This window comes from Microbacterium sp. NPDC077644 (assembly GCF_040702785.1).
Classification (GTDB): Bacteria; Actinomycetota; Actinomycetes; order Actinomycetales; family Microbacteriaceae; genus Microbacterium.
This window is the reverse complement of the sequence record NZ_JBFBME010000001.1, coordinates 989,634-1,007,434: the sequence shown is the minus strand read 5'-3', so window position 1 is coordinate 1,007,434 and position 17,801 is coordinate 989,634. Positions and strand designations below refer to the sequence as shown.

The window sequence follows — 17,801 nt, the reverse complement described above, 5'->3', positions numbered from 1 at the left end:
GACCCATGCGCCTGCCGATCGGATCCACGGATGTCAGTGCGAGCGGCGGCAGCGTCGAGCTGATCGGCCGACGAGGCGACGGATGGCAGCGGATCGCGGCGCACGGCATGCCGCTGGCTGAGGCCGTGGCGGTTCTCGGGGAGGCGGAGCAGGGACCGGCGCACGACGACCCCGCGTTCGAGGCAGCCGTCCTCTCCGCGGGCGACGACGTGCCGCGGTTCGCGCTGGGTCAGGAGATACTGTGGCGCTACGGGCGTCACATCGAAGCAGTGCGCGTCGTCCGCGACGATGCCAGAGGGCTGGTGGTCTGGATCCCCTCCGGATCGGCACGCCTGGAGCCTGCGCCGGCGGATGGCCGCCGCCACCGCGACGTCCCGCTGGCTGAGCGATTCCGCGCGCCGTGGGTGATGACGCAGAACCGGTGGCGCGGGCCCGGCGTCGTGCGCGTCGCGCCTGCAGGACGGCCGTGGTCGGTGTGGTTCTTCCGCCGCGCCGACGGCACGCCGGACGGCGCCTACGTGAATCTTGAACTGCCGCACCGCCGGATCGGGGGAGAGGCGCCTGCGATCTTCACGCGCGACCTCGTGCTGGATGTCTGGATCGACGCAGAGCACGCAGGCTCGGAGGACATGTGGCTCAAGGATGCCGACGAGCTCGATGAGGTGGTCGTCCAGGGGCGGTTCACGGCGGAGCAGGCGGAGGCGATCCGGGCCATCGCCGACCATGCCTCGCGCGAATTCATCGCCGACGGAGGGTGGCCGCTCGACGAGGGCTGGGATCGCTGGATGACGGATGCCGCGATGGATGCGCCGGTGCCGCTGCCGGACATCGAGGCCATGCGGGCGGCACGCGCGCGCACAGGACGCACCAGCCTCGAGGGGTGACGCGGGCGGGCGGCGCACGCCCGGGCGGTGCCGTTCGTTAGAATGGACGATGCCCTTGGCGACGCCTCGGGCGGATTCGACGAGCGGAGACATATGTCCGGGCACTCCAAATGGGCGACGACCAAGCACAAGAAGGCCGTCATCGACGCGCGCCGTGCGAAGTCGTGGGCCAAGCTCATCAAAAACATCGAAGTCGCCGCGAAGCTCGGCGGCGCTGACCTGGCGGGCAACCCGACGCTCTACGACGCGGTGCTCAAGGCGAAGAAGACCTCTGTCCCGAAGGACAACATCGACCGCGCGATCAAGCGCGGCGCCGGTATCGGCGGAGAGGCCGTCGAGTACACCTCGATCATGTACGAAGGCTACGGCCCGAACGGCGTGGCGCTCATGATCGAGTGTCTGACCGACAACAAGAACCGTGCTGCTGCCGAGGTGCGCACGGCTCTCAGCCGCAACGGCGGCAACCTCGCGGACCCCGGCAGCGTGGCCTACAACTTCGAGCGCAAGGGCGTCATCGTCGTGAGCGGCGAGGGAACCACCGAGGACGACGTCATGATGGCGGCGCTCGAGGCGGGCGCCGAGGAGATCGAGCCCCACGCCGACGGGTTCGAGGTCATCACCGACGCCTCCTCCGTGGTCGCGGTGCGCTCGGCGCTCGTGGACGCCGGCATCGACTACAACTCCGCAGATGTGGAGTTCGTGCCCAACCTCAAGGTCGAGATCGACGCCGACACCGCGCGCAAGGTCTTCCGTCTCATCGACGCCCTCGAGGACAGCGAGGACGTGCAGAACGTCTTCAGCAACTTCGACCTGTCGGCCGAGGTCCAGGCCGAGCTCGAGGACGACGAGTAAGTCGCACCCGACACCTGCGAGTCTGCGAAGCCGCCGCCCCCCGCGCGCATAGCCTGGGGGAGTGGCGGCTTCTTCTCTTCGGGTGCTCGGGATCGACCCCGGCCTGACCCGGTGCGGCGTCGGCATCGTCGACGTGGATCGATCCCGGCGCGCCGACCTCGTGCACGTCGGCGTGATCCGCACGCCCGTCGACGCGCCGATCGGAGAGCGGCTGGCCGCCGTGGCCGAGGGCATCCGCTCCGTCCTCGTCGAGCACGCGCCGGACGCCGTCGCCGTCGAGCGTGTCTTCGCGCAGCACAACAGCCACACTGTCATGGGAACGGCCCAGGCGAGCGGCGTGGCCCTGCTGCTGGCGGCAGAGGCGGGCCTGCCCGCGGCGACCCACACGCCCAGCGAGGTCAAGGCGGCCGTGACCGGTTACGGTTCGGCCGACAAGAAGCAGGTGCAGGCGATGATCGCCCGCATCCTGCGGCTGGATGCTCCGCCGCAGCCCGCCGACGCCGCCGATGCTCTCGCGATCGCCCTGTGCCACGCCTGGCGCCGCGGAGCGGACACGCGGCAGGACGGCGGCGCCCAGACCCCCGCGCAGCGTGCCTGGGCCGAGGCGGAGCGTGTCGCTCGAACATACATACGATCCACGACGTAGGGTGGGGGAATGATCTCCTCCCTGCGCGGCACCGTGCTGTCCACCGGTGCCGACCATGTGATCGTCGAGGTCGGCGGCGTGGGCTTCTTCGTGTTCGTGCCCGGCGACGTGGCGCACACGGCGCGCGCGGGTTCCGAGCTGCGACTGCACACGAGTCTGATCGTGCGCGAGGACGCGCTCACGCTGTTCGGCTTCACAGAGCGCGCAGAGCTCGACGTGTTCACCCAGTTGCTCAGCGTCACCGGTGTCGGCCCGAAGTCCGCACTCGGCGTCCTCGGCCACCTCACGGTCGATCAGATCGCCGCTGCGGTCGCCGATGACGACGACGCCCCGTTCCGGAGGGTGTCGGGCATCGGCCCCAAGACGGCGAAGCTCATCGTCGTGCAGCTCGCCGGCAAGCTGCAGCCGCCGACGGCGACGCCCGCGGGCCGCTCGGGCCCTGCGGCGGACGCCGTGATCGCTCAGGTCACCGCGGCCCTGGTCGGGCTGGGCTGGTCGGAGAAGGTGGCCACGGACGCGGCCGCAGAGACCGCGGATGCCGCGAGCGACGCCGACCGCGCCTCGGTGCCCGCGCTGCTGCGGCAGACTCTGGCCGCCCTGGGGCCTGCGAAGACGGGCGGGGCACGTGGCTGACGAGTACGAGGGCGGGCGCAATCCCGCCGAGGCCATCGACGAGACCGAGCTCGCGATCGAGGGCGCGCTGCGCCCCGCGAGCCTGGGCGAGTTCGTCGGCCAGCCCAAGGTGCGCGGGCAGCTGCAGCTGCTCCTGGACGCTGCCCGCATCCAGAACCGACCGCCCGACCACATCCTGCTCGCAGGGCCTCCGGGCCTCGGCAAGACGACGCTCGCGATGATCGTGGCACACGAGAGCGAGCGACCGCTGCGGCTGTCGAGCGGACCGGCGATCCAGCACGCGGGCGACCTCGCCGCCCTGCTGTCGAGCCTCGTGCCCGGCGAGGTGCTGTTCATCGACGAGATCCACCGCATGGCGCGCTCCGCGGAGGAGATGCTCTACCTCGCCATGGAGGACTTCCGCATCGACATCATGGTCGGCAAGGGCGCCGGTGCCACCAGCATTCCGCTGGATCTCGCGCCCTTCACTCTCGTCGGCGCGACGACGCGCTCCGGGCTCCTCCCGAATCCGCTCCGCGACCGGTTCGGGTTCACCGGCCACCTGGAGTTCTACGAGGACACGGATCTCGAGAAGGTGATCCACCGCTCCTCGCGCGTGCTCGGCGTCGAACTCCCCGACGATGCGCGTCACGAGATCGCGCGACGCTCGCGCGGGACGCCCCGGATCGCGAACCGGCTGCTCCGACGCGTGCGCGACTACGCGCTGGTGCACGGAGCGCAGGGAAGCGCCGCGGTGGCCGATGTCAACGCGGCCCTCGAGCTCTACGATGTGGACCCCATCGGCCTCGACCGCCTCGACCGCGCCGTCCTCGACATCCTGGTGCGCCGGTTCCGCGGCGGCCCGGTGGGCCTGAGCACACTCGCCGTCGCCGTCGGCGAAGAGGCGGAGACCGTCGAGAGCGTCGTCGAGCCGTATCTCGTCCGCATCGGGTTCCTCGGCCGCACGCCGCGCGGACGCGTCGCGATGCCCGACGCCTACCGGCACCTCGGGCTCCCGCACCCCGACGGGGCCGCATTGTTCGATGACCTATAATCGCTGAAGACTTCACCCCCCGAACCCTCAGCGCGTCCATCGTCGGCGTGCGCACTGTGAAAGGCTCCGCCTGATGGAAATCGTCCTCTTCGGCCTCCTCGCCGTTCTTCTCGTCTTCATGTTCTTCAACACGCGCAAGCGTCAGAAGCAGATGAAGGCCGAGCAGGAGGAGAAGGCGACCAAGACCGTCCCCGGCGCCAAGGTGCTGCTGCAGGGCGGTCTCTATGGAACGATCGTCGCCTACGACCACGACGACCTCGACTCCCCGGCGCTCGTCCAGATCGCGCCCGGCACAGTGATCGAGGTGCACAGCCAGGCGATCCTCCGCGTCGTCGAGCCGACCGACACCGTCGCGGACGCCGACCTCGCGGCCTCGTCGCACGACGCCGTCGTCGAGGAGACCGCACCCGAGGTCGCGCTCGAGACTCCGGAGGAGACGCGCGCCCGCCTCGACCGCGACTCCGACGGCAAGTAGTCCCGCGCTGCACCGACTCGGTTCGATCGGACTCTCAGAAAGCTGAACGTACGTGGCCTCATCCTCTCCTGTCCGCCATGCGTGGAAGGTGCTCCTCGGTCTGCTCCTCGTGACGGCCGCCCTGTTCGGCATCAATGCGCTGGGGGTGTACGGCTTCCAGAAGAGCTCCTGGACGCCTGAACTCGCCCTCGACCTGCAGGGCGGAACGCAGATCGTCCTCAGCGCCGTGACCGAGGACGGCGCAGACCCGACGCCGGAGCAGCTCGCTCAGGCGGTGTCGATCATCCGCCAGCGCGTGGACGCGTCGGGTGTCGCCGAGGCCGACATCACCACCGAGGGCGGCCGCAACATCGTCGTCCAGATCCCGGGGGTCGCCGACGACGAGACGCGGGCGCGCATCCAGGCCAGCGCGCAGCTGGAGTTCCGCTCCGTGCTCTACGCGGGCGACCCGGCCACGCAGTTCGTCGGCGAGGACGGCAACGAGACGCCGTACCCGACGCCCGACCCCACGCTCGAGGCCACGCCGACGGCCGAGCCGACCGACGGCAGCGACACGTCGTGGATCACGCCGAAGCTGCAGGCCGAATTCCTCGCCTACGACTGCGCCGATCCCGAGAACGACCCCTCCGGGGCTCCGGCCGATCAGCCCCTGATCACGTGCGACGCCGAGCAGCCCGTCAAGTACATCCTCGGACCGACCGAACTCACCGGTGACGCGATCGACGACGCCACGAGCGGCCGCGACCAGCAGTCCGGCGCCTGGACCGTGAACCTGAGCCTCAACGGCCACGGCACCGAGGTCTTCGGCGAGATCAGCCAGCGCCTGTACCAGAACCAGCTCGACGGGCTCAGCCCGCGCGACCAGTTCGCCTTCGTCCTCGACGGCAAGGTCATCTCCGCGCCGCAGATGAACGCGCAGATCCTCGACGGCCGCCCCAGCATCTCTGGGTCGTTCACGCAGGAGACCGCGCAGACGCTCGCCGACCAGCTCAAGTACGGCGCGCTGCCGCTGAGCTTCACCACCGAGAGCTCCGACACCGTCTCGGCCACCCTCGGCAGCCAGCAGCTGCAGGTCGGCCTCATCGCCGGCCTCATCGGTCTTGCGCTCGTCGCGGTCTACTCGCTGATCAGCTACCGGGCCCTCGGCACCGTGATCATCGCCTCGATCGCCGTGATGGGCGTGCTGACGTACATCATCATCTGCATCCTTGCGTGGCGGATGGGCTTCCGCCTGTCGCTCGCGGGCGTCGCCGGCCTGATCGTGTCGATCGGATTCACTGCGGACTCCTTCATCGTGTACTTCGAGCGCATACGCGACGAGCTGCGCGACGGGAAGTCCATCACCGGCGCGGTCGAGGACGGCTGGGGCCGTGCGAAGCGGACGATCTACATCTCGAAGTCGATCAACATCCTCGCCGCCGTGGTGCTCTACATCCTCGCCGACTCCACGGTGAAGGGCTTCGCGTTCACCCTCGGACTGACCACGCTGATCGACGTCTTCATCTTCGTGATCTTCACGCACCCGGTGATGCAGATCCTCGCCAGGACGAAATTCTTCGGCGGTGGCCACAAGCTCTCGGGGCTCGACCCCGACGCGCTCGGCGCCGTGTACCACACCCGCTCGCAGTTCCGGCAGATCACGCCGGCGAAGGGCGGACGAGCAGCCAGGAACACGCGTTCGCGAGGCGAGGCGGAGCGCCGCCAGACGATTGCCGAGCGCAAGCGGGCCGAGGCGCTCGCGGGCGACAGATCCACCGACGCCGGAAGCGAGGGAGAGCGCTGATGGCCTCCATGAATGAGTTCGGCAACAACCTCTACACGGGCAAGACGTCCTTCCCGTTCGTCGCGAAGCGCCGCCTGTGGTTCATCATCGCGATCGCGCTGGTGCTCGCATCGGCCCTCGTCCCGCTGCTGCGTCCTGTCCAGTTCTCCATCGAGTTCACCGGCGGTTCGCAGTTCACCGTGGTCGGGCCGGAGTCCACGGACCAGTCCGTCGCGGCCGGAGCCGTCGAATCCGTCGTCGCGGAGGCCGCGGCGAAGGTCGCGATCGTCAACGGCACGGATGTGCGCGTGCAGACCTCGCAGATGACGCCGGAGCAGACGCAGGCGGTCGCCGCCGCCCTCGCCGAGGCTTACGACGTGCCCGCCGACGAGGTCACCTCGTCGTTCATCGGCCCGGTGTGGGGAGAGAACGTCACCCGGCAGTCGCTGTGGGGCCTGGCGATCTTCCTCGCACTGACCTTCCTGATCCTCGCGATCTACTTCCGCACCTGGAAGATGTCCGTCGCGGCCATCCTCGGTCTGCTCGACGTGCTCGTCATCACCATCGGCGTGTACGCCCTTGCCGGATTCGAGATCTCGCCGGCTGCTGTGATCGGATTCCTGACGATCCTCGCGTACTCCCTGTACGACACCACCGTCGTCTTCGACAAGGTGAGGGAGAACACGACGGAAGACGGGGAGAACTCCGCCCGGACGTTCGGCGAATCCGTCAACCTCGCCGTGAACCAGACGCTGGTGCGTTCGATCAACACATCGATCGTCGCAGCCCTTCCGGTCGGCGCGATCCTGTTCATCGGGTCGTTCTGGCTGGGCGCCGAGACCCTCACCGACATCTCGCTGTCGATCTTCGTCGGCATCCTGGTGGCGACCTACTCGACGCTGTTCGTCGCGGCGCCGCTGTACTCGCTGTTCCGCGAACGCGAGCCGCAGATCGTCGAGCGCGACCGTCGCGTTCTCGAGCTGCGCGAGCGTGCGGCCGTCGGCGCCTGAGGCCGCGCCAGGGGCGCGGCTGAGGCCCCGTCCGTGCGCGTAGGATGATCTGACCCGGAGGTGAATGGATGGCGGAGGCGACCGCACAGACGCAGGGATCGAGCCTGAGACGACTCGTACCCCGCATCTTCTCGCGCGCCCCCCGCATCAACGACCTCGACAACCTCATCCGCTCTGTCCGGGTGAACCACCCCAAGGGCGACCTCGCGATCATCGAGCGCGCCTACCAGGTCGCCAAGGACAAGCACGAGGGGCAGAAGCGCCGCAGCGGCGAGCCCTACATCACGCATCCGCTCGCAGTCGCGCAGATCCTCGCCGAGATGGGGCTCGGCCCCCGCGCGATCGCCGCGGCGCTCCTGCACGACACGGTCGAGGACACGGGCTACGCGCTCTCGGAGCTCAGCGACGAGTTCGGCGACGAGGTCGCCATGCTCGTCGACGGGGTGACCAAGCTCGACAAGGTCAAGTACGGCGAGAGCGCGCAGGCCGAGACGGTCCGCAAGATGATCGTCGCGATGTCCAAGGACATCCGCGTCCTGCTCATCAAACTCGCCGACCGGCTGCACAACGCCCGCACGTGGGGGTTCGTGCCGCCCGAGAAGGCCGAGCCGAAGGCCCGCGAGACGCTCGAGATCTACGCGCCGCTGGCCAATCGACTCGGCATCCAGGCGATCAAATCGGAGCTGGAGGACCTCTCCTTCGCGGTCCTGCACCCGAAGATCTACGCCGAGATCAACAGCCTCATCGCACAGCGCACGCCGCAGCGCGAGAAGTACCTGAAGCAGGTCATCGAGTCGATCAATGAGGATCTGCACGACCTGCGCATCCGCGGCAAGGTCGGCGGCCGCCCCAAGCAGCTGTACTCGGTGTACCAGAAGATGGTCATCCGGGGCCGCGAGTTCGACGACATCTACGACCTCATCGGCATCCGCGTGATCGTGAACTCGGTCCGGGACTGCTACGCGGTCCTCGGTGCCATCCACGCGCGATGGACGCCGCTGCCCGGCCGGTTCAAGGACTACATCGCCACGCCGAAGTTCAACCTCTACCAGTCGCTGCACACGACCGTGATCGGGCCGAGCGGGCGGACGGTCGAGATCCAGATCCGCACGCACGAGATGCATCAGCAGGCCGAGTTCGGCGTCGCGGCGCACTGGATGTACAAGGAGCGGATGGCCGGCGGCAAGCCCGTCGACGGTCCGACCGACACCGACATGACCTGGCTCGCGCACATCTCGGACTGGCAGGCCGAGACGGCCGATCCCAGCGAGTTCCTCGACTCGCTGCGGTTCGAGATCGGCGCGAAGGAGGTCTACGTCTTCACCCCGAAGGGGCGCGTGATCGGCCTGCCGGCGGGGGCCACGACCGTCGACTTCGCCTATGCCGTGCACACCGAGATCGGCCACCGCACCATGGGCGCGAAGGTCAACGGGCGCCTGGTGCCGCTCGAGACCGAGGTGCGCACTGGAGACGTCGTCGAGGTGTTCACGTCGAAGAACCCCGATGCCGGACCCAGTCAGGACTGGCTCACCTTCGTCAAGAGCACGAGGGCGCGCAACAAGATCAAGGGCTGGTTCACCAAGGAGCGCCGCGAAGAGGCGATCGAGCAGGGCAAGGAGTCGATCGCGCGCGCCATGCGCCGTCAGAACCTTCCCCTGCAGCGCATGATGAGCCAGGACTCCTTCGCGGATGTCGCGCACCAGTTGCGCTACGAGGACGTCTCGGCGCTGTACGCGGCGGTCGGCGAAGGGCACGTGTCGACCCAGTCCGTGCTCGAGAAGGTCACCGCGCTGGTCGCCGCGAACGACACGAGCACCGGCGCGATCGACCTGCCGACGCAGCCGCGCACGCATGTGCCGCGCGCCGGTGACTCCGGCATCCTCGTCCGCGGGGCGGCCGACATCCTCGTCAAGCTCGCCAAGTGCTGCACGCCCGTGCCCGGCGACCCCATCGTGGGGTTCGTGACGCGCGGCAGCGGCGTCTCGGTCCACCGTGCGGACTGCGTGAATGTCAAGGCCCTCGGCGACCAGGAGCAGCGCTTCATCGAGGTCGAGTGGGCGCCGACGACCAAGAGCGTGTTCCGCGTGCAGATCCAGGTCGAGGCGCTGGACCGCTCGGGGCTCCTCTCGGATGTGACGCGGGTGCTCAGCGAGCATCATGTGAACATCCTCTCCGCCACCGTCAACACGAACGACGACCGTCTCGCGATCAGCCGGTTCGTCTTCGAAATGGGCGACTCCGTGCACCTCGATCGGGTGCTCAACGCGGTCCGCCGCATCGACGCGGTCTACGACGTCTATCGCGTGACGTCCTCGTAGCCCGGCGGCTGCTCTGCGAGTGCGGCCAGTCGGTGCAGCGCGGCGCGCTTGCCCGGCATCCGATGCCGTGCGGCGATGAGCTCTCGCACCTGACCGACGAGCCCCGGCGACAGCGCTGCCAGCCCGCGCATCCATTCGGAGTGCGGCGCGTCGGAGCCGAGCACGAGGTCGGTGAGGGTGCGCACGGGCGTCGTCACCGGCACGCCGCCGAGGCACTGGATGTCGGATGCCTCGATCCTGCGCTCGTGCAGGATCACCGTGCGCTCACCGGTGACGCGCCGCCGTCGCTCGACGATGCGCTGCAGGTGGTGGCACGACGGGGGAGCGTCGCCGACCCCGTGCACCCAGGCGGCTGTCGGGCCGCACAGCGCGTATCCGTCTGCGAGGACGGGGAGCAGGGACGCGGCGCGCGCGGCGGCGTCCTCGGGGACGTCCGGGGGCATGTAGCCCTCACCGACCTCGATCAGCACGCCGTCGATGCGCGCGGCGCTGAGCTCCGAGGCGGACAGCAGCGCCCCGGGGCGGTAGAACAACGTCGGATGCACACTCTCAGTGTGCCCGGCGGGTCCTCGCCCCGGGGCGTCTGTGGATAAGCTCAGCCGCCGAGGGCGTTCAGCCAGGCGCGACGCGCCTCGAGGGCGTCTGCGGCCTCCTTGGCAGCCTTCTTGTTCCCCGACTTCTCGGCTGCGGCGAGCTCGGACTCGAGCTTCTCGATCGCGTCCTGGAGCTGCTGGCTCATGTCGTTCGCGCGTGCCTTGGTCTCGGGGTTGTTGCGCTTCCAGTCGACCTCTTCGCGCGACTTGAGCGCCTGCTCGATGACGCGGAGCTTGTCGTCGAGCGCACGCTCCTGCTCGCGTGGGAAGATGCGGCCGACCTCGTCCCACTGACGCTGGATCCGCGTCAGCAGCGCTCGCGCCTGCTTGATGTTCGCCTCGTCGGCGACGGCCTTCGCCTCTTCGAGGAGCGCCTTGCGCGCCTCGATCTTCGGCGCCGACTCGGCCTCCTCCGCGGCGGACTGCTCGGCGCGCGCGGCGTAGAGCGCGTCACCGGCGGCCTTGAACCGAGCCCACAGCGCGTCGTCGGCCTTGCGACCTGCGCGACCGGCGGCCTTCCAGTCATCCAGAAGCGCGCGGTACGCGGGGATGCCGTCGACGCCCTTGGGAGCGAGCGCCTCGGCCCGCTCGATCAGGGCGTTCTTGCGATCGCGGGCGGCCTTGTGGGTCTCGTCGAGTTCGGCGTAGAACGCGCGACGGCCCTTGTCGACCACGGCGCGCGCATCGCGGAACCGTTTCCAGAGCTGCTGCGAGATCCCCTTGGGCAGCCGCGGCCCGTTCTGCTGCTGGGACTGCCAGGTGTCGAAGAGTGCGCTCACCTCTTCGGTCACCTGCTTCCACTGCACCTTGCCGAGGTCGCGCGCGGCGATGGCCTCGATGGCCTCGACGACGACCGTGCGGTCGGCGATCGCCTTGTCGACGAGCTCCTTGGCCTCGCGGGCCTCGGCCTCGCGGGCCTCGGAGAGTGTCTCGGTGAGCCCGGTCAGTCGTGCGTGCAGCGAGGCGAGATCGCCGACCGCCGCAGCACCGGTGATCTCGGTGACGAGCTTCTGAGCCTGCGAGGTCAGGTCGCTCGCGGATGCGCCTCCGGACTGGTGACGCTGCTCGAGCGTGTGCACCTTGAAGGCCAGGTCGTCGAACTTGCGCACGTAGTAGGCGAGCGCCTCCTCGTGCGTTCCGTCCGGGTACTGGCCGACGACGCGCCAGTCGTCGCCCTCGCGGACCTCGACGGTTCCGTCCTCGGTGACACGACCCCAGTCGGCGGAGTCGGCGGCCGCGACAGGAGATGCCGGTGCGGCAGGCGCAGCCGCCGGCGCCGGAGTGCGCGGGGGCATCGGCACGCGCGGGGGCGCGGGGACGGGCGGGGTCGGCTTCGGGGTCTCGTCTGCAGACACGATGTGCTCCTTGCGCGGTCAGCCCGCGTGAGGGTGGAAAGGACTTCGTTCAGCCTAGTATGCGCGCGCCTCGCATCCGACAGCGAGCGCACCGGAGTCCTCCGCCTCCTCACAACACCGTTACACGTTTGTGAGGAGAACTTTCGACGCGCGTAACAGCCGCCGCGACTTCCCCGAAACATCGCGCTCGTAGTGTCTGGTCATCACCGACGGCAGGAGGCGGCATGAGCGACCGGACAGAGAGCATCACGCGGATCATCGTGGTGGGCGCGGGCATGGTCGCGCATCGCTTCGTGGAGAGTCTGCTGAGCCGGGCGGACGATTCCCTGCACGTGACGGTGATCGGCGACGAGGGCCGCGCTCCGTACGACCGCGTCGGTCTCACCTCGTACTTCGGCGGAACGACGCCCGACGAGCTCGCGCTCGACGCGAAGGTCCTCCGTGATGAGCGCGTGGAGTTCCTGGCCGGAGAGCGCGTCGTGCGCATCGACCCGTCGGCGAAGACGGTCACGACGCGCGAGCGGCGCACGCTCGGGTACGACTCGCTCGTTCTCGCCACCGGTTCGTACGCGGCTCGCGTGGCCGTCGACGGGTCCGATCTTCCCGGATGCTTCGTGTACCGCACCCTCGACGATGTGCAGGCGCTGCGCCGGTTCGTCCAGGAGCGCTCGGCCGAACTCGGCCGGTCGTTGCGCGGTGCCGTGATCGGAGGAGGGCTGCTGGGACTCGAAGCCGCGGGAGCTCTGCAGAGCCTCGACGTCGACTGCACCGTCATCCAGTCCTCAGACCGTCTGATGTCCGCTCAGCTCGACGGCGCGGGCGGGGGGATGCTGCGCAGGCTGATCGAGACCAGGGGCATCGGCGTGCGGACGCAGTGCCGCACCACGCGACTGGACCCGGACGAATCCGGCGCCGTCACCGCCTTGGAGTTCCAGGACGGCAGCTTCCAGCGCGCCGACGTGGTCGTGTTCACCGTGGGCGTCCGCCCGCGCGATGAGTTGGCGCGCAACGCGCTGCTCGATGTGCATCCACTCGGCGGTGTCGTCATCGACGAGAGATGCCGGACGAGCGACGACTCGATCCTCGCGATCGGCGAGGTGGCGAATTTCGACGGACGCAGCGTGGGTCTGGTCGCGCCGGGGTACGCGATGGCCGAGGTCGCGGCGACCGGGATCCTCGGCGGTGAGGCGGCGTTCCCCGGCTACGACGAGTCCGCCAAGCTCAAGCTGTCCGGCGTCGAGGTGGCCAGCTTCGGCGATGCCATGGCCGAGACGCCGAAGGCGCTCGACGTCGTCTACGCCGACCCGGTGGCCGGGGTGTACAAGAAGCTCGTGCTGTCGGACGACGCCCAGACGCTCCTGGGCGGGATCCTCATCGGCGATGCGTCGGCGTACGGGGCGCTGCGCCCTCTCGTCGGGGCGCGTCTGGGCGGCGATCCCGCCGCGTACCTCCTGCCCGCGGGCGGGGTGGAGGCCCCGACCGCCGATCTCCCCGACGACGCCGTCGTGTGCTCGTGCTCGAATGTGACGGCCGGACGCATCCGCGAGGCCGTGCACGACGAGGGATGCCGGGACGCCGGGGCGGTCAAGGCCTGCACGAAGGCCGGAGCGACGTGCGGGTCGTGCGTGCTGATGGTGAAGAAGATCGTCGGCCGGGAGCTCACGGCCCTCGGCGAGAACGTCTCGCAGGCGCTGTGCGAGCACTTCGACCTGTCGAGGCGGCAGCTCTTCGACGCCGTGCGGGTCTCGGAGCTCACCACGTTCAGCGCGATCATCGAACGCTTCGGACGCGGACGCGGCTGCGATGTGTGCAAGCCGGCCCTGGCGAGCATCCTCTCCGTCCTCGTCGGCGCCCACGTCCTCGACGGCGAGAACGCCGCACTCCAGGACACCAACGACCACGTCATGGCGAACATGCAGAAGGACGGCACGTACTCGGTCGTGCCGCGCATGCCCGGGGGAGAGGTGACGCCGGCGGGCCTGGTCGCGATCGGACGGATCGCGGAGGAGTTCGGCCTGTACACCAAGCTCACCGGCGGACAGCGCATCGACATGTTCGGCGCGAGGCTGGAGCAGCTGCCGGTGATCTGGGGACGGCTCGTGGATGCCGGATTCGAATCCGGTCACGCCTACGGGAAGTCGCTGCGCACGGTGAAGTCCTGCGTCGGGTCGACATGGTGCCGGTTCGGCGTCCAGGATGCCGTCGGCATGGCTGTGCACCTGGAACTGCGCTATCGCGGCCTGCGGGCTCCGCACAAGCTCAAGATCGGGGTCTCTGGATGCGCGCGCGAGTGCGCCGAGGCGCGGTCGAAGGACGTCGGCGTCATCGCGACCGAGAACGGCTGGAACATGTACGTCGGCGGCAACGGAGGGTTCTCGCCCCGCCACGCCGAGCTGCTCGCCTCCGATCTCTCGGACGACGAGCTCATCCGGGCGATCGACCGCTTCTTCATGTACTACATCCGAACGGCGGACCGGCTGCAGCGGACCGCGCCGTGGTGCGAGGAGCTTGAGGGAGGCCTCGACGGACTCCGCTCGGTGATCTTCGATGACGCGCTCGGGATCTGCGCCGATCTGGATCGCGCGATGGCCGGGCACGTGGACGCGTACGAGGACGAATGGGCGGCGACCCTCCGCGATCCCGAGAAACTCGCGCGCTTCCGATCGTTCATCAACGCGGCGGACACGCCGGACCCCTCCCTCGCCTATGTGGCCACGCGCGGTCAGGTGCGGCCCGCCTCCGCGCAGGAGAGGGCGGCGGGCGATGTGCTCATCGCCGGCTCGACGCTGGCGGTGCGGCGATGAGCGTCCCCGCGGCGGCCCGCAGCATCGCCGTCCGGGTGTGCACGATCGACGAACTCGTGGTCGAACGGGGCAGTGCGGCACTCGTCGGCGATGAGCAGGTCGCGCTGTTCCGTCTCGCCGACGGCGGCGTGCACGCGGTGTCCAACCTCGATCCGTACAGCGGAGCCCATGTCATCTCGCGCGGCATCGTCGGCACCAGGGGAGCGGTGCCGACGATCGCCTCGCCGATGCACAAGCAGATCTTCGACCTGCGCACGGGCGAATGCCTCGAAAGTCAGGGCAAGGACCCGAAGCATCTGCCGGTCTGGCAGGTGGTGATCGAGGGCGGCGACGTCCTGGTGCTTCCGCCGGCCGAGTCCCGGGGAGGGAACTGACATGACGACGATTCTCGGACTCTCGCTGACCGGAAGACGGGTCGTGCTCGTCGGCGGCGGCGCCGTCGCGGCACGTCGCCTCGGCGGATTCCTCGCCGAAGGCGCCCTGGTGCGGCTGGTGGCTCCCGACCTCGCACCGCAGACGCGCGCGCTCGTCGTCGAGCACGCGGTCGAGTGGATGCCGCGGACGTTCGAGCCCGCTGACATCGACGACGCCTGGCTGGTGCACACCGCCACAGGGGTACCCGCTGTCGACCGCGAGGTCGCGGACGCCTGCGAGCAGCGCCGCGTGTTCTGCATCAACGCCGGCGACGGCGCCCACGGCACCGCGCGCATGACCGCGCAGACGTCGGCCGGCGACGTCGTGATCGCCGTCGCGAGCGAAGTGGGGGCCGACCCGCGTCGCGTCGTCGCCGTCCGCGATGCGGTCGCCGGGCTCGCCGACGCCGGGAGCCTGCCGCTGCGCAGACGCCGGCCCGGTCTCAGCGGTCGCGTGGATCTGATCGGGGGAGGCCCAGGGCCGATCGACCTCATGACCGTCCGCGCGCGACGCCTCATCGCCGAGGCCGATGTCGTCGTGACCGACCGCCTCGGCCCCACCGCCGAGGTGCTCGCCGAGCTCGACCCGGGGGTCCTCGTGATCGACGTCGGCAAGCGTCCCGACCATCACCCCGTCCCGCAGGAGGAGATCAACGCGCTGCTGGTCGGGCACGCCAGGACGGGCAAGCGCGTCGTGCGGCTCAAAGGCGGCGATCCGTTCGTGTACGGCCGCGGCGGTGAGGAGGTCATCGCCTGTCGCCGTGCCGGTGTCACCGTCGAGGTGACCCCGGGCATCTCCAGCGCCATCGCCGTGCCTCAGGCCGCAGGGATACCCGTCACGCACCGGGGCACGGCCACGTCCGTGCACGTCGTGAGCGGCCACGGCGAGGTGTCCGCGGCGACGCTGAACACGCTGGGGGATGCTCAGACCACGACCGTGATGCTCATGGGCGTGGCCGCGATTCCCCGCGTGGTGAGCGCGGCTCTCCGCCACGGCATCCGCGCCGATCTGCCGGTCGCGATCGTCGAGAACGGCCACACGGCGCGCCAGCGCACGACGCGCACGACGCTCGCAGCGGCCGTGGAAGACGCAGCGCGCGCGCAGGTGCGCAATCCCGCGGTCATCGTGTTCGGTGATGTCGCGCGGGCGGATCTGCTCGTGCCCGCGTCTGCGCCGGCGGTCGGGGGCGTCCTGCAGTGACCCCCGGCCGGATCCTCGACACAGCCCTGGCGGGATGCACGATCATCGTGGCCGCAGATCGACGTGCCGGCGACCTGGCTTCCGCACTGCAGCGGCGCGGTGCGCAGGTCCAGCGCGCACCCGCGCTGAGCATCGTCCCGAACGCGGACGACGAGGAACTGATCCGCCGTACCCAGGAGCTCATCGCGCATCCTCCGGACGTCGTCGTGGTGACCACGGGCGTCGGCTTCCGGGGATGGATCGATGCGGCGCACGAGCACGGGCTGGACGAGCAGCTGACCTCGGCGCTGAGCGGCGCGGTCTTCATCGCGCGCGGGCCCAAAGCGCACGGCGCGATCCAGCAGGCGGGGTTCATCGCGGACTGGGTGGCCGAATCCGAGACGGCGGCAGAGGTCGGGGAGTACCTGCTGACCACGCCGCTGCAAGGCGCACGCGTCGCCGTCCAGCATCATGGTGCCGGATCTGACGGTCTCGACTCGATGCTGATCGCCGCGGGCGCCGACGTTGTCGCGCTCACGGTCTACCGCTGGGGGCCGCCGCCGGAGCCGGAGCTCGTGCGCCGTTCGGTGCTGCAGGCCGCGATCGGCGAGGTCGACGCCGTCCTGTTCACGTCGGCGCCGGCGGCGCGCGAATGGCTGCGGACGGCCGCCGCCCTCGACGCGACGGAGGCGATCAGGGCACGTGCCGAGCGCGGGCGGCTCCTCATCGCAGCCGTGGGACCCATCACCGCTGCGCCGTTGCACGCGGAGCGGCTGCGGACGGTGATTGCGGATCGAGGCCGACTCGGATCGCTGGCCCGCTGCGTGATCGCCTTCTTCGGCGAGGACGGCGGGGCACCACGACTGCACACCGCAGCCGGCGTCCTGTCGGTGCGCAGCGGCGGCGTGGTGCTGTCAGGCGCCTTCATTCCTCTTTCGCGAGCCGGAGCCGGGCTCATCGGCGCGCTCTTCGACGGCGGCGGTCGCGTCCTCACCCGCGATGAGATCGCGGGGCACCTTCCGCGGGGCGGACAGAACTCCCATGCCGTCGAGATGGCCGTCGCGCGGGTGCGCGAAGCGCTGGGCCGCGCGGACGTCGTGCAGACCGTGGTGAAGCGGGGATACCGCCTGGCCGTGGAGGAACCCGGATGACCACACTGATCGCGTGCTCGCACGGCACCGCCGATGCATCGGGGCAGGAGGCGATCCGGGCGGTGATCGACGACGTGCGCTCGCTTCTGCCGGGCATCCGCGTCGTGGGGACCGTCGTCGACGTCGAAGAGCCGCAGATCCCCGAGGTGCTCCAGCGCGAGATCATCGCCGACGACGTCGTGGTCGTCCCCCTGCTGCTCTCCGTCGGATACCACACAGGGGTCGACATCGCTCAGGCCGTCCAGGCACATCCCGGCGCCCGCCAAACGCTCCCGCTGGGCACCCACCCGCTCATCGTGGACGTGCTCCTCGATCGCTTGCACAGCGCCGTGCCCGGAGGATGGCTAGAGGGGGACCACGTCGTCCTCGCGGCGGCCGGCTCGACCGATCCCGCCGCTGAAGCGGATGTCGCGCAGGTCGCGGCGGCGCTGCGCCACCGGCTGCCTGTGCCGGTGAGCATCGGCTACGCCTCTGCCAGCACTCCGCGTGTGCGCGAGGCGGTCGCAGCCGCACGCGGCGCGGGTGCGCGGCGTGTCGTCGTGGCCAGTCATGTTCTCGCCCCCGGCTTCTTCGCCCGGCTCGTCGCCGGGGCCGGCGGCGACGTGGTGTCCGCGCCGCTCGCCCCCGACGCCCGTATCGCGGCGGTCGTGGTCGAGAGGTTCCGCGACGCTCGTGCGCCCCGGTGAGCAGCT

The 17,801-nt window shown here is 69.9% G+C and carries 16 protein-coding genes; 14 read left to right on the top strand and 2 right to left on the bottom strand.

Annotated features, from left to right (window positions below):
- Positions 1–5: 5 nt before the first annotated feature.
- The 9 genes from AB0269_RS04845 to AB0269_RS04805 all read left to right on the top strand — a co-directional run bounded on the left by AB0269_RS04845 (position 6) and on the right by AB0269_RS04805 (position 9,613).
- Positions 6–884: a DUF402 domain-containing protein gene (locus tag AB0269_RS04845; protein WP_366210123.1), complete on the top strand. Its 879-nt coding sequence runs from the start codon at positions 6–8 to the stop codon at positions 882–884.
- A 93-nt stretch (positions 885–977) separates the two neighbouring features.
- On the top strand, positions 978–1,736 hold the full coding sequence (locus AB0269_RS04840; protein ID WP_227530694.1) for a YebC/PmpR family DNA-binding transcriptional regulator: 759 nt from the start codon (positions 978–980) through the stop codon (positions 1,734–1,736).
- A 61-nt stretch (positions 1,737–1,797) separates the two neighbouring features.
- Positions 1,798–2,382: a crossover junction endodeoxyribonuclease RuvC gene (ruvC, locus tag AB0269_RS04835; protein ID WP_366210122.1), complete on the top strand. Its 585-nt coding sequence runs from the start codon at positions 1,798–1,800 to the stop codon at positions 2,380–2,382.
- Positions 2,383–2,391: 9 nt separating this feature from the next.
- A complete protein-coding gene (gene ruvA / locus AB0269_RS04830; protein WP_366210121.1) occupies positions 2,392–3,015 on the top strand; it encodes a Holliday junction branch migration protein RuvA in 624 nt (207 codons plus the stop codon).
- Positions 3,008–4,048: a Holliday junction branch migration DNA helicase RuvB gene (gene ruvB, locus AB0269_RS04825; protein ID WP_227530171.1), complete on the top strand. Its 1,041-nt coding sequence runs from the start codon at positions 3,008–3,010 to the stop codon at positions 4,046–4,048. Before ruvA ends, ruvB begins: the two co-directional genes overlap by 8 nt.
- A gap of 73 nt (positions 4,049–4,121) precedes the next feature.
- Entirely contained in the window at positions 4,122–4,523 is a 402-nt protein-coding gene (locus tag AB0269_RS04820; protein WP_366210120.1) for a preprotein translocase subunit YajC, read from the top strand.
- 52 nt (positions 4,524–4,575) lie between these two features.
- Positions 4,576–6,306 (top strand): protein translocase subunit SecD, encoded by a 1,731-nt coding sequence (secD, locus tag AB0269_RS04815; RefSeq protein WP_366210119.1) that lies wholly within the window; start codon positions 4,576–4,578, stop codon positions 6,304–6,306.
- Entirely contained in the window at positions 6,306–7,295 is a 990-nt protein-coding gene (gene secF, locus AB0269_RS04810; protein WP_366210118.1) for a protein translocase subunit SecF, read from the top strand. Before secD ends, secF begins: the two co-directional genes overlap by 1 nt.
- 68 nt (positions 7,296–7,363) lie before the next feature.
- Entirely contained in the window at positions 7,364–9,613 is a 2,250-nt protein-coding gene (locus AB0269_RS04805) for a bifunctional (p)ppGpp synthetase/guanosine-3',5'-bis(diphosphate) 3'-pyrophosphohydrolase (RefSeq protein ID WP_366210117.1), read from the top strand.
- On the opposite strand, the gene AB0269_RS04800 is transcribed toward AB0269_RS04805, so the two are convergent.
- Positions 9,592–10,158 carry a hypothetical protein gene (locus AB0269_RS04800; RefSeq protein WP_366210116.1) on the bottom strand — a complete coding sequence of 189 codons (567 nt, stop codon included), beginning with the start codon at positions 10,156–10,158 and terminating at the stop codon, positions 9,592–9,594. The two genes, AB0269_RS04805 and AB0269_RS04800, sit on opposite strands and share 22 nt — an antisense overlap.
- Positions 10,159–10,208: 50 nt before the next feature.
- Positions 10,209–11,561, bottom strand: coding sequence for a DUF349 domain-containing protein (locus tag AB0269_RS04795; RefSeq protein ID WP_366210115.1), 1,353 nt, complete (start codon positions 11,559–11,561; stop codon positions 10,209–10,211).
- Between the two features lie 224 nt (positions 11,562–11,785).
- Here AB0269_RS04795 and nirB point away from each other — a divergent pair, with 224 nt between their 5' ends.
- From nirB to AB0269_RS04770, 5 genes are read left to right on the top strand one after another with little or no spacing between them, the layout of a single operon-like run.
- Positions 11,786–14,365 carry a nitrite reductase large subunit NirB gene (nirB, locus tag AB0269_RS04790; protein WP_366210114.1) on the top strand — a complete coding sequence of 860 codons (2,580 nt, stop codon included), beginning with the start codon at positions 11,786–11,788 and terminating at the stop codon, positions 14,363–14,365.
- Positions 14,362–14,739, top strand: a complete 378-nt coding sequence (gene nirD, locus AB0269_RS04785; protein ID WP_366210113.1) for a nitrite reductase small subunit NirD — start codon at positions 14,362–14,364, stop codon at positions 14,737–14,739. Before nirB ends, nirD begins: the two co-directional genes overlap by 4 nt.
- Position 14,740: 1 nt before the next feature.
- Complete coding sequence (gene cobA, locus AB0269_RS04780) at positions 14,741–15,979, top strand: uroporphyrinogen-III C-methyltransferase (RefSeq protein ID WP_366210112.1); 1,239 nt, start codon at positions 14,741–14,743, stop codon at positions 15,977–15,979.
- Entirely contained in the window at positions 15,976–17,109 is a 1,134-nt protein-coding gene (locus AB0269_RS04775) for a uroporphyrinogen-III synthase (protein WP_366210111.1), read from the top strand. Before cobA ends, AB0269_RS04775 begins: the two co-directional genes overlap by 4 nt.
- Entirely contained in the window at positions 17,106–17,795 is a 690-nt protein-coding gene (locus AB0269_RS04770) for a CbiX/SirB N-terminal domain-containing protein (protein WP_366210110.1), read from the top strand. Before AB0269_RS04775 ends, AB0269_RS04770 begins: the two co-directional genes overlap by 4 nt.
- Positions 17,796–17,801: the final 6 nt, after the last annotated feature.